At 65.7% G+C, this 12,801-nt stretch carries 7 protein-coding genes; 3 read left to right on the top strand and 4 right to left on the bottom strand.

Annotation, left to right across the window (positions count from 1 at the left end):
- Nucleotides 1-372: 372 nt before the first annotated feature.
- The 3 genes from ACQR1I_RS32955 to ACQR1I_RS32945 all read right to left on the bottom strand — a co-directional run bounded on the left by ACQR1I_RS32955 (nucleotide 373) and on the right by ACQR1I_RS32945 (nucleotide 3,236).
- The gene (locus tag ACQR1I_RS32955) at nucleotides 373-744 is read right to left on the bottom strand and encodes a hypothetical protein (RefSeq protein WP_434870694.1); all 372 of its coding nucleotides are present in this window, start codon (nucleotides 742-744) and stop codon (nucleotides 373-375) included.
- A gap of 225 nt (nucleotides 745-969) precedes the next feature.
- Nucleotides 970-1,734: a DsbA family protein gene (locus tag ACQR1I_RS32950; protein WP_434870695.1), complete on the bottom strand. Its 765-nt coding sequence runs from the start codon at nucleotides 1,732-1,734 to the stop codon at nucleotides 970-972.
- Nucleotides 1,735-1,832: 98 nt separating this feature from the next.
- Complete coding sequence (locus tag ACQR1I_RS32945) at nucleotides 1,833-3,236, bottom strand: M48 family metalloprotease (protein WP_434870696.1); 1,404 nt, start codon at nucleotides 3,234-3,236, stop codon at nucleotides 1,833-1,835.
- Nucleotides 3,237-3,384: 148 nt separating this feature from the next.
- Between ACQR1I_RS32945 and ACQR1I_RS32940 the strand changes: the two genes are divergently transcribed.
- Nucleotides 3,385-4,584 (top strand): pyridoxal phosphate-dependent aminotransferase, encoded by a 1,200-nt coding sequence (locus ACQR1I_RS32940; RefSeq protein ID WP_434870697.1) that lies wholly within the window; start codon nucleotides 3,385-3,387, stop codon nucleotides 4,582-4,584.
- Between the two features lie 99 nt (nucleotides 4,585-4,683).
- On the opposite strand, the gene ACQR1I_RS32935 is transcribed toward ACQR1I_RS32940, so the two are convergent.
- A complete protein-coding gene (locus tag ACQR1I_RS32935) occupies nucleotides 4,684-7,842 on the bottom strand; it encodes an Rne/Rng family ribonuclease (protein ID WP_434870698.1) in 3,159 nt (1,052 codons plus the stop codon).
- 810 nt (nucleotides 7,843-8,652) lie between these two features.
- On the opposite strand from ACQR1I_RS32935, the gene ACQR1I_RS32930 reads away from it, so the two are divergent.
- Both ACQR1I_RS32930 and ACQR1I_RS32925 read left to right on the top strand, forming a co-directional pair.
- A complete protein-coding gene (locus ACQR1I_RS32930) occupies nucleotides 8,653-9,960 on the top strand; it encodes an N-acetylmuramoyl-L-alanine amidase (protein WP_434870699.1) in 1,308 nt (435 codons plus the stop codon).
- Nucleotides 9,961-10,193: 233 nt separating this feature from the next.
- Nucleotides 10,194-12,701: a penicillin-binding protein 1A gene (locus ACQR1I_RS32925; protein WP_434870700.1), complete on the top strand. Its 2,508-nt coding sequence runs from the start codon at nucleotides 10,194-10,196 to the stop codon at nucleotides 12,699-12,701.
- Nucleotides 12,702-12,801: the final 100 nt, after the last annotated feature.

Genomic DNA, 12,801 nt, shown 5'->3' with positions numbered 1-12,801 from the left:
CACGAACTAAGACCACCCGGTTTGAATTTAAGAGCCGCCTTCGGGCGGCTTTTGTTGCGTGACTTGCATCCACCACTGCCACCGCCTTTGGCACGAAACGTAAGTCCCGGAACTGAGGGGGCATTTCCGAAGCTGGGGGTACACCGGCTGCGCCATCAGCCGACCGGCTACAGCCGCCCTTGACCGGTAGCCGACGTCCGTAATGGGCTGGAAGCGGACGCTGCCGACTTGATCGCAAATTCGGCTCCGAGATTACGGTGACAGTGCGTTTTACTTGTCCGTTCCGGTCGGTCGCTATTAAATGCACTATCACCGTAATCGAAATGCACTGTCACCGTAATCGCGGCGGCCAGCGGAAGTCTTGCGCAGGCCTCAGCCCTTCACGCGGCCGGAGACGCCCCGGCACCCCTTTTCACTGTCCGTTACAAGGAGGAACTGTCCGGGAGTGGAACGGATCGCAGGATGCCTTCCCCCACGCCTTCCGAAGCGCCGTACGAAGGGATCAGCCGAAGCATAGCGCAATTCATGTGCACGATCGAAGAACGGCTCCTCACGCGGCCTCACCGTGACAACATGCAGACTTGGCGCGCCCTTTGTGCGCCAGCGACGGAAGCAGGACGCGATGCCCATGATCGCGACCAGCAACACGAGGCTGATGATAGTCCCGAACGGGTCGCACAAGACTTCGAGGACGTCCTGCAGGTCGAAAGAACTCCGCCGCTTCTTCTGCTTTTCGGTCGGCATTGGCCATGCTCACCGTGCATCGCAGACTGCTGCGGTGAGAAGGATCACAGCAAGCCAGCGTCAGCGGCAGGCGTAGCTCTGTTTCAATCTCGCTTCGTGGTCCCTGCGCAATGGTGTCGTCGGCACGCGGCTAATGTTGAACGCCGGTTGACAGCCGACCGCTCAAAACAAAAGGCCGGCTGATCCAGCCGGCCTTTTCTCAGATCATGTGTAATCCAGGCACGCTCAACAGGTCGCCTTGCCGCAGCGTGCCGTGCTGATCTTCTCGCGCAGGCCCTCGACGCCGACGGCACCGATCACGACCTGCTTGCCGATCACGTAGCTCGGCGTGCCGTTCATGCCCATCTCCTCGGCGAGCTTGAAGTTCTCCTCGATCGTCGCCTTGGCTTCGGGGCTCGCCATGTCCTTCTCGACGCGCGCGACGTCGAGCCCGAGCTCCTTGGCCACGGCGAGCGCGTGCGCCTTGTCGGCCTGGCCGCGGCCGCCCAGGAGCTTCTGGTGGAAGTCGAGATATTTCTGCGGCGCCTGCATGCGGACGGCGACCGCGACCTGCGCGGCCTCGACCGAGCCCTGGCTCAGCACCGGAAATTCCTTCAGCACGACCTTCAGCTTCGGGTCGCTCTTCATCAGGTCCATCATGTCGGCCATGGCGCGCTTGCAGTAGCCGCAATTGTAGTCGAAGAACTCGACGAAGGTGACGTCGCCATCCTTGTTGCCGAGCACGACGCCGCGCGGCGAGTTGAAGATGGTCTCGGCGTTCTTGGCGATCCCGGCCTCGTGCTTGGCCGCCTCGGCCGCGGTCTGCCGCTTCTGCAGCTCGGCCATCGCCTCCTCGAGCACCTCGGGATGCGCGATCAGGTAGTTCCTGACGATGGTCTCGATCTCACTCCGCTGGCTGTCGGAGATGCTCTCCGCCGACACCACCTGCGGGGCACCGCAGAGCGAGAGCGCGAGCAACGCCGCGGGAAGAAGCGTGCGGAATGACGGCATGAAGGAGGTCCTCTGGGTCAAATGGATCGGGTCCTGGTCGATGGCGGTGATCGGTATCTGGGTGATCCCCGGTGAATGATAGCGGTATTCCGTCCGTTCTACTGGTTCTGCAGCGGCTTTGACGCGACGATGTCGTCGGCCTTCACCCATCCGGGTGACCCGACGGCAAAGCGTGTTTTTGCCCGCGATGCAAGCTCGCGCGCGGTCTTGTTGTCACCGCGCAGGAAGGCCGCCTGGGCCGAGGCGAGATCCGCTTCGGCGTAGTCGCCCTTGCGGCCATAGGCCATCGCGAGCTGGGAATAGCCGAGCGGCGCCTCCGATTCACGCGCGACCGCCGCGCGCAGGATCGAAATCGCCTCCTCAGTGTAGGCCTTGTTGTCGCTCGCCACCAAGGCCTGGCCAAGTAACATCTCGATGAGCGCGGCATTATGGGACAGCTGGACCGCCTTGCGCAGCGGCGCGATCGCTTCCACCGGGCGGCCGCCTTCGAGCAGCGCCTGGCCGCGGACCTCGTAGAAATAGGGGTTGTTGGGCTGGGCCTGGATCAGGGTGTCGATCTGGCTCAGCGCGCTGCGCAGGTCGCCATGGAGATAGGTCGAGATCGCCCTGGCGTAGCGGGCGGGCAGGCCGTTGTCGGACGACGGATAGCGCCGCGCGACGGTGTCGGGCCGCTCCATGAAGGCGGAGATCTTGGCCCTCGCCATGTCGTGGCGCAACTGCAGCGCGGCGTCGTCCTTCTTGTCCCAGTACGGCGACTGCCGCGCCAGACCTTCGAGGGCCTCGACACGATCGGCCGGCATCGGATGCGACTGCAGATAGGGATCGGCGCCGCGGGCCGCGAACAGGCTCTCATTGGTGAAGCGCTTGAACGTCTCGTACATGCCTTTCGGCGACTGGCCGGTGGCGCTCAGGAATTTCACGCCGGCGCGGTCGGCGTTCTCCTCCTGCTGCCGCTGATAGGACAGCAGCGAGCGGCGGATGACCTCGCCGGGCGCCGACAAAGCGGCGGCGCCCGCATTGGTGAGGCCGTTATTGCCGCTGCCGCCGCGGGAGGCGCCCACGGCAAGCGCGCCGGCACCGAGAATGGTGGCGATGATCAACTGCGTCTGCGCGGTGGCGAGCTGCTGGCGCAACTTGGCGAGGTGGCCGCCGGCGAGATGGCCGGTCTCGTGGGCGAGCACGCCGATCAGCTGATTCGGATTTTCCGACTGCATGATCGCGCCGTAGTTGACGAAGATGCGCCGGCCATCGGCGACGAACGCGTTGAAGGACGCGTCGTTGATGATGACCATCTGGATGTTCTGCTTCTCGAGACCGGCGGCGCGCAGGATCGGCCTGGTATAGTCGCGCAGCAGCGCCTCGACCTCGGTGTCACGCAGGATCGGCGGCCCCTTGGCCTGCTGCGCCGAAGCCGGCGCGAGCGGCGCCAGCGCCATGGCGGCGGCAACCAGCGCGGCAATCCCGCCTGACAGTTTCTTTCCAAGCACGTGACGGAGCAACATCAGGCGATCTTTGCAATTGGCGCGAGGCTCGATACGGGCTATTGCCCACCAAACTGCGGAATGCGGCTCATCTGCGGCGAACCATGCCTACGGGGCATTTGCCGTCCGGAGAGCGGGTCCGAACAGCCGGGGTCAATAGCAGAAATCGATGGTGGACGCGACAGTGATACCGACGTTGGAACAGCGGATCGCGGCCCTGACCGCACCATCCGCCCGCAGCAATGTTCCGCCGTTCATGGTGATGGACGTGATGGCGGCCGCCGAGCGGATCGAGGCGGGGGGCGGCCACGTCATTCACATGGAGGTCGGCCAGCCCGCCGCACCGGCGCCGCGCACCGCGATCGCGGCAGCCCATGCCGCACTCGACCAGGCCCGGATCGACTATACGTCCGCGCTCGGGCTCTCGTCGCTGCGCCAGCGAATCGCACGGCATTATCGCGAGACGCACGCTTGCGAGACCGATCCCGCGCGGATCGTGATCACCACGGGATCCTCGGCCGGGTTCGTCCTGGCATTCCTGGCGATGTTCGAGCCCGGTGACCGCGTCGCCGTCACCGTGCCCGGCTATCCGCCGTATCGCCACATTCTCACGGCGCTGGGATGCGAGCCGGTCCTGATCGAGACCACCGCCGAGAATCGTCATGCCCTGACCGGCGAGGCGCTGCTCGCCGCCCACCGCAAGACGCCGCTGAAGGGCGTGCTGGTTGCGAGCCCTGCCAACCCGACGGGAACGATGATGTCCCGCGAGGCGCTCGGCGGCGTCATCGCGGCCGCCCGCGATGCCGGCATCCGCTTCATCTCCGACGAGATCTATCACGGGCTCGACTATGCCTTCCCCGCGGTGACCGCGGCGGAGCTGTCGGCCGACGCGCTGATCATCAATTCGTTCTCTAAGTACTTCTGCATGACCGGTTGGCGCATCGGCTGGATGGTGGTGCCGGATGCGCTGGTCCGTCCGATCGAGCGCCTGCAGCAGAACCTCGCCATCTCCGTGCCGACGCTGTCGCAGATCGCAGCCGAAGCGGCCTTCGACGGGCGCGCCGACATGGAGGCGATCAAGCACGGCTACCAGGAGAACCGCCGCATCCTGATCGAGGGATTTCCCAAGGCCGGCCTGACCCGGTTCCTGCCCGCCGACGGCGCGTTCTATCTCTATGCCGACGTCTCTGACTTCACCAAGGACAGCTTCGATTTCGCCAAGCGGATGCTGGAGGAGACGCATGTCGCGGCGACGCCCGGCGTCGACTTCGATCCGATCCACGGCCGCAGTTTCGTGCGGTTCTCCTACGCGCGCTCCGCCGAGGACATGCGCGAGGCAGTGGCGCGGATCGCGCGCTGGCTCGGCTAGGCCGTCAGCAGCGGGAGGCGGAATGCGAAAACGCCCGGCCGTCAGGCCGGGCGTTTTGCATTGAAGATCGATGTGGGCGCAGGCCGCGTGGCGGCTCCGCTATTGCCCGCCGCCGAAGCGGCGCGACCACCAGCCGGCCTTGCGGGGAGCAGCGGACGCCGAATCTGCACTGGACTCGGTGGCGACCGGCTCTGTCGCCGCGGGCTCGGCCGTCACAGCGGTCGGTGTGCTCTCGGCCATGTTGACCGCCGTAGCCGTGGTATCCGATTTCGGCTCGGTGACGAAGCTGACCTTTTCACGAACCGTCGAGCGACGCGGGGCCTTTTCGGTTTCGGCCTTCGGGCTCTCAGCGTCCGCGGCCTCGGGCTGCGCTGGTGCTGCCGGCACAGCCGTCGCAACCGGTTCGACGCTCTCGATCGGGGCCGCAGCAGCGGCGACCGGCGCGGCCGGTTCATCGTGCTCGGATCCACCATTGCCGTCGAAATCGGCGACCGCCGACTCGGCTTCCGAAGCTGATGCCGGCGCGAGCTCGTCGCTGATCGAGGCCGGAAGGCCGTCTTCGATCCCGCCACGCCGGCGACGACCGCCACGGCGACCACGGCGACGCGGGCGCCGCTCGCCATTGGCATGATCGCCGACCTGGTCGCCCTGCGCCGATGCCTGCTGCTCTTCGCCTTCCTCCTCGTCGGCCTCGGCCTCCTCGGCGGGCAGGTCGGCCGCGATCCCGGCTTCGCTGGGCTGCGCTCCGACGCCGCCGTCCGGCGACGCCTCGCGCGCCTCGTTGCCACGGCCGCGGCGGCGGCGCCGGCGCTTGCGGCGGGAGCCGTCGCGTTCGCCCTCAGTGGCCTCGGCAGCGTCCTCGGACAAGCCTTCGGTCTCCTCGGTCTCGACCTCGGATTCGGTCTCGACGTCGAACACCTCGTCGTCGTCGAAGATCTCCTCGGCCACCAGCGGCGGCGCGGAAGCCTGCGCCACGAGCAGCGCCTTGGCGGCCTCGAGCGTGTGCACCTGCTCGCCGCGATCGATGATGAAGGACTGCTGGCCGCTCACACTCGGGTCGGCGATGACGGCAAGCGAGACCTTGAAGCTGTTCTCGAGGTCGCGCAGATGGCCGCGCTTGTGGTTGAGCACGTAGAGCGCCACCTCGGTGCGGGTGCGGACCACGAGATTGTGGGTCGCGCCCTTCATCAGCGTCTCTTCGAGGCTGCGCAGCAGCTGCAGCGCGACTGACGAGACAGAGCGGACGTGGCCGGTGCCGCCGCAATGCGCGCACGGTTCGGTCGAGCTCTCCAGCACGCTGGCGCGGATGCGTTGGCGCGACATTTCCAAGAGGCCGAAATGCGAGATGCGGCCGACCTGGATGCGCGCGCGATCCTGCCGCAGGCAGTCCGACAGCTTGCGCTCGACGGAGCGGTTGTTGCGCTTCTCGTCCATGTCGATGAAGTCGATGACGATCAGCCCGGCGAGGTCGCGCAGGCGGAGCTGCCGCGCGACTTCCTCGGCGGCCTCCATGTTGGTCTTGAGCGCGGTGTCCTCGATGTGATGCTCACGCGTGGCGCGGCCGGAGTTCACGTCGATCGAGACCAGCGCCTCGGTCTGGTTGAGCACGATGTAGCCACCCGAGCGCAACTGCACGGTCGGCGAGAACATCGCGTCGAGCTGGCTCTCGACGCCCATGCGCGAGAACAGTGGCTGGCCGTCACGATACTGCTTCACCGCCCGGACGTTGGTCGGCATCAGCATCTTCATGAAGTCGTGCGCCTCGCGGTAGCCGGCTTCGCCGGCCACCAGGATCTCGTCGATCTCCTTGTTGTAGAGGTCGCGCAGCGAGCGCTTGATCAGCGAGCCTTCCTCGTAGACCAGGGTCGGGGCCTGCGACTTCAGCGTCATGTCGCGGACGGTTTCCCACAGGCGCAGCAGGTATTCGAAGTCGCGCTTGATCTCGGGCTTGGTGCGGTTGGCGCCGGCGGTGCGCAGGATCACGCCCATGCCCTCGGGCACGTCGAGGTCCTGCACCACTTCCTTCAGCCGCGAGCGGTCCTGCGCCGAGGTGATCTTGCGGCTGATGCCGCCGCCGCGCGCGGTGTTGGGCATCAGCACGGCATAGCGACCGGCCAGCGACAGATAGGTCGTCAGCGCCGCACCCTTGTTGCCGCGCTCTTCCTTGACCACCTGCACCAGCATCACCTGGCGGCGCTTGATGACCTCCTGGATCTTGTACTGGCGGCGTGGACGGAAGGTCCGTTCCGGCACTTCCTCGAGCACGTCGTCGCCGCCGACGGATTCGACTACCTCTTCCTCGATCTCCTCGCCGTCGTCCTCGTCGTCCTCGTGGTCGGCGGCTGCCGCCTCGGCGCCGTTCTCGTCGCCTGGAACGATGGTGACGTCGCTGTCGTCATGCTCGGCGACTGGCGCGATCTCGTGGTCGTGCTCGTGATCGTCGTGCTCATGGTGGTGGTCGTCGTGCTCATGATCGTCATGATCATGCTCATCATGATCGTGATCATGCGCCTCATGGTCATGATGATGGTCATCGTCATGACCATGCTCGTCGTCGTCATGCGCCTCGGCCGAAGATACGTCGCTGGCCGGAGCGACCGCTGCTGCTTCGACAGCCGGCGCTTCCGCGGCCGGGACGGGCTCGGCATCGTCGTGCCCATGCGCGGCGACGGCATCGTGAGGCTCGTGCGCCGGCTCGGCGGGGGAGCCCTGATCGTTCTCGTTCGTGGCCGTGTGGTCGAGCGCCCCGGCAAGGCCGGCGTCTTCGACATGCGGCTGCTCGGAATGGTCATCATGCGCATAGGCGTGATGCTCATGCGCCTCGTAATCGGGCTGCGCCGCCTGGCTGCCGTCGGCGGCCTGGACGATCTCGCTCTGCACACGCTCGCCGCTGCCGCGACGCCGCGAGCTGCGGTGGCGGTTGCGCCGGCGGTTGGAGCGGTTCTCGCTCTCCTCTTCGGCTTCGCGGTGGGCGCGTTCCTCGGCCTCGATCAGCGCCTGACGGTCGGCGACCGGGATCTGATAGTAGTCGGGGTGGATTTCGCTGAAAGCCAGGAAGCCGTGGCGGTTGCCGCCATATTCGACGAACGCCGCCTGCAGCGAGGGCTCTACGCGCGTGACCTTGGCGAGGTAGATATTGCCGCGGAGTTGTTTGCGCTGGGCAGTTTCGAAATCAAATTCCTCGACGCGGTTGCCACGAACGACAACGACCCGGGTCTCTTCCGGGTGGGTAGCATCGATCAACATCTTGTTGGGCATATTGGAACTCTTGGAGGCGACGGACGCGATTGGCCGCGAGCGCGTGACGCGCTGTGGGACGACGCGACGGTCCACCTGATTCGGGGGTGAGGGGAAGGCCTAAACGCAGCTGGTCGCGCCGTGCCCGCCGTGAACCCCGCGATGCGATCAGCCGATCGGGGGTCTGGCCCCGCATCGGTGCGGATCGTCCGCTGGTCAAGGTTGGCAGTCTCTTATGGCGCATCAAGCGTCGGCCCGTCTGGAACACGTTGGCGGCTGAGGAGCCGCCGTTGTCTGTTGCTGAAGACCAGATTGCACCGAGGCGCTTGCCTTGGGATCAATACCCCACCCATCACGGGCGCGGTATCAGGCTACGCCGTGTGTGACTTGGTGCCCAGGTGGCCTCAGCCAAGGAGGCGCCCTGGAAACCGGGCCACTCGGCTCGTCACCGGCGCTCCGTTTCGGCCGCGCGGGAAGCGCGCAGGCCTGAAGGAGCGTCGGAAAGGCGCAGGAATCTCCGCTGACGTCGAGAACCTCGACCACGAAGCTTCCAGCGTTTCACCGGAGGTTGAACGCGACACAACCGGCAGTAAGTAATAGCCTTCAGCCCTTCGTACATACGAGGATTGCGGTGGCCGTGCAAGGGAAGCGTCGCGGAACCGCAACAATCGGTAAGGTTTAACGAAAATGCCAAAATTTCGCGATTAACCCCGTGGATTGGTTGGGGTAAGACGGTCCCGCGGAGGCACTGATTTGGCAGTTGGCCGGGCGAATTACCTTTCTTTGCTGGGATGCGCGTCGCTGTGCGTCACGCAATTGTTATGGACTGGAATGCCTTCGGCACAGGCCCAGACGGGGCCGGTCGGGCAGGTGCCGCCTGCTGCGGTCGGGCCGGGCTTCCCGATTGCCTCCGACGCGCGGTTGGCGGGCGATTCCCGGCAGACCCGATTCGTGCTCGACCTGGACAAGGCGGTTCCTTTTCGGGCCTTCCTGTTGAGCGACCCTTACCGCGTCGTGGTGGACCTCCCGCAGGTCAGCTTTCACTTGCCGGCCGGGGCCGGCACCAGCGGTCGCGGGTTGGTCAAGGCGTTCCGCTATGGCATGGTCATGCCCGGTGGGTCCCGCATCGTGTTCGATCTGACCGGGCCGGTGCGAATCGCGAACTCCCTGGTGCTGGATGCCGCCAATGGGCAGCCGCCCCGGCTGGTGCTGGAGCTGGAAGAGGTTGATGAGGCGACCTTTGCGCGGGCGATTGGCAACGACAGAAGTCCCCAGCTGAAGCCAACCCTGACCGAGATCAGCCCATCCGCGGCCTTCGCCGCCACAGCCGGGTTCCCGCCCGCCGTGAGGCCGCCGACGACCGTCGCCGCAGCGCCCGCAGGCCCCGCCGCGCCGCCTGATCCGCGGCCCGTGGTCGTGATCGATCCGGGGCATGGCGGCGTCGACTACGGAACCCAGGGCGGCGAGATTCCCGAGAAGAACCTGGTGCTGTCGTTCGGACAGGCGTTGCGCGATCGCCTGGAACGGGCGGGCAAGTACCGGGTGATCATGACGCGCGACGACGACACCTTCATTCCGCTCGGTGACCGGGTCCGAATCGCCCAAAAGCAGTCGGCGGCCTTGTTCGTCTCCATTCATGCCGACGCGTTGCCGCGCGGCGAGGGCGATGCTCAAGGTGCCACAATTTATACCTTGTCCGACAAGGCCTCCGACGTCGAAGCGGAGCGGCTGGCGGAGGCCGAAAACCGCGCTGACATGATCGCCGGCGTGAACCTCACCGAGGAGCCGGCAGACGTCGCCGACATCCTGATCGATCTGGCCCGGCGGGAAACGCGTACGTTTTCCAACCGGTTCGCCCGTATCCTGATGAACGACATGAAGAGCTCGGTGCATATGCATAAGCGGCCGCTGAAATCGGCCGGGTTCCGGGTCCTCAAGGCGCCGGACGTGCCGTCGGTGCTCGTCGAACTCGGTTATGTCTCCAACAAGGGCGACATGGGTAATCTGGTCTCCGAAGTCTGGCGTTCGCGCACGGCAGATGCCATGGCGCGCGCCATCGATGCCTTTCTGTCCAAGCGCGTCGCCAATGCCGGTGGAGATCGGCCGGACAAGCCGGCCCCGGCACGGCCAAAGCCCTAGTTTGGCCACAGCAAGGCTCGTATAAACGTGGTGCGAGGCACAAGGAATCATATGAGGATTCCTTATCTGCAGACTTGTGGTAGGCTTCACCGTTGATGGGCTTGACCGTGCGGTTCTCTGGCATGGGTTACGCGGCATTGCAGCCGACCGCGTGATTTTCGCGGCAGCGCTTTTGGGACGCACCGCGCGCCCCAAGCCAAGAGATGAACAAGAGTTGGAACGGATAATTGCCGATGCGCTTTCTGGTGCGGTTTTTGGGCTTCTTGTTCGCGGCCGGTACCGTTGTCTTCCTTGTGGGCGTGGCGGCGGCGGCCGGCCTGATCTGGCATTTCTCCAAGGACCTGCCCGACTATTCCCAGCTGCAGGATTACGAGCCCCCGGTGATGACCCGCGTGCACGCGGTCGACGGCTCGCTGGTCGGTGAATATGCCAGGGAGCGCCGCCTTTACCTGCCGATCCAGGCGGTTCCCAAACTCGTGATCAACGCCTTCCTCGCGGCCGAGGACAAGAATTTCTACGAGCACGGCGGTATCGATTTCACCGGCATGGCGCGTGCCGCGGTGGTCTATGCCCAGAACTTCGGCTCGAACAGGCGCCCGCAGGGCGCCTCGACGATCACCCAGCAGGTCGCCAAGAACTTCCTGCTGACGAACGAGGTGTCGTTTGCGCGCAAGATCAAGGAAGCGCTGCTGGCGATGCGCATCGAGCGCACCTATTCGAAGGACAAGATCCTCGAGCTGTATCTGAATGAGATCTATCTCGGCTCCGGCGCCTACGGCATTGCCGCTGCGTCGCTGGTCTATTTCGACAAGTCGGTCAACGAGCTCACGGTCGCGGAAGCGTCGTATCTGGCGGCACTGCCGAAGATGCCGGGCAGCCTGCATCCGATCCGCAACCGCGACCGCGCCATCGAGCGCCGCAACTACGTCGTCGACCGCCTGCTGGAGAACGGCTGGATCAAGCAGGCCGATGCCGAGAAGGCGCGCAAGGATCCGCTGACGATCGCCAGCCGCAACACCGGCGCGCACATCTTTGCCGGTGAGTATTTCGCCGAGGAAGTGCGCCGCGACATCTTCGAGCGTTATGGCGAGAAGAAGCTCTATGAGGGCGGACTGTCGGTCCGCACGACGCTCGATCCGAAGGTTCAGGTGATGGCCCGCAAGGCCATGGTCGCCGGCCTCGTGCGTTACGACCAGGAGCAGGGCTATCGCGGCGCCGTCTCCAAGCTCGACATTTCCGGCGATTGGGGCGTCAAGCTCGCCGACGTCAAGTCGCTCTCCGACATCTCGCCATGGCGGATGGCCGTGGTGCTCGAGACCAGTGACCAGTCCGCCCGCATCGGCTTCCAGCCGCCGCGCGAGCTCGGCGGTGCCGTCAGCAAGGAACGGCAGACCGGCCTGATAACGCTCGACGGCGTGAAATGGGCACGTGCTGCGACCGGCAATGGCCGCGGCAAGGTGCCGACATCGGTTGCGCAGGTGCTGCAGCCGGGCGACGTGATCTACGCCGATCCGCTGTTCAAGGAGGGCAATCCGGTCGAAGGCCAGTATCGGCTCGAGCAATTGCCCGAAGTCTCCGGCGCCATGGTCGCGATGGATCCAAACACCGGGCGCGTTCTCGCCATGGTCGGCGGCTTCTCGTTCGACCAGAGTCAGTTCAACCGCGCCACGCAGGCCTATCGGCAGCCGGGATCGTCGTTCAAGCCGATCGTATATTCGTCGGCGCTCGACAACGGCTACACGCCGTCGACCCAGGTCGTCGACGCCCCGATCGAGATCGACCAGGGGCAGGGCGGTCAGGTCTGGCGTCCCGACAACTTCTCGAACGGCAAGTATCTCGGTCCCACGACCCTTCGCAACGCGCTGCGCCTGTCGCTGAACACGGTGACGGTGCGGCTCGCGCAGGACGTCGGCATGCCCCTGATCTCGGAATATGCGCGCCGCTTCGGCGTCTATGACGAGCTGCCGAATTATCTGTCCTACGCACTCGGTGCCGGCGAGACCACGGCGATGCGCATGGTCACGGCCTATTCGATGATCGCCAATGGCGGCCGCCGGGTGAAGCCGACCCTGATCGACCGTATCCAGGACCGCTACGGCCACACCATATTCAAGCACGACGCCCGCGAATGCCGCGGCTGCGACGCGCCGGACGGCTGGAAGAACCAGACCGAGCCGCAGCTCGTCGATCGCCGCGAGCAGGTGCTGGATACGATGACGGCCTACCAGGTCACTTCGATGCTCGAGGGTGTGGTGCAGGCGGGTACGGCGACCGTGCTCAGGGAGGTCGGCAAGCCGATCGCTGGCAAGACCGGAACCACAAACGAGGCCAAGGACGCCTGGTTCGTCGGCTTCTCGCCGGATCTCGCGGTCGCGATCTACATGGGCTACGACAAGCCGCGACCGCTCGGCAAAGGCAATGCCGCGACCGGCGGCCATCTGGCCGCGCCGATCGCCAAGGACTTCATGAAGCTCGCGCTGGCCGACAAGCCCGCCACCCCCTTCAAGATCCCGGCCGGCATCAAGCTCGTCCGTGTCGACGCCAAGACCGGCCTGCGCGCGGGTCCAGGCGACGGCGGCCGCACCATCATGGAAGCGTTCAAGCCGGGCACGGCGCCGCCGGACAACTACTCGGTCATCGGCGTCGCCGATGCCGACGGCCGCATGATGCCGCCGTCGGCCGGGGGCCAGCCGGATGCGGGCAGCTTCATCATCCGTCCGGGAACGGGCAGCCTGTACTAGGCCGCGCGAAACCCGGGTTGATGCGGTGCATGGCGATTGCGCTTTGCACCGCGCGCCGTTACATCCCCAGCCATAGATGATCGCCGTGGCATGTTCGGCT

Origin of the sequence: Bradyrhizobium sp. HKCCYLS2038, assembly GCF_051167655.1 — a bacterium.
Lineage (GTDB): Bacteria > Pseudomonadota > Alphaproteobacteria > Rhizobiales > Xanthobacteraceae > Bradyrhizobium.
Note: the sequence above shows the minus strand (reverse complement) of the source record. Positions and strands in the feature narration are given on the sequence as shown.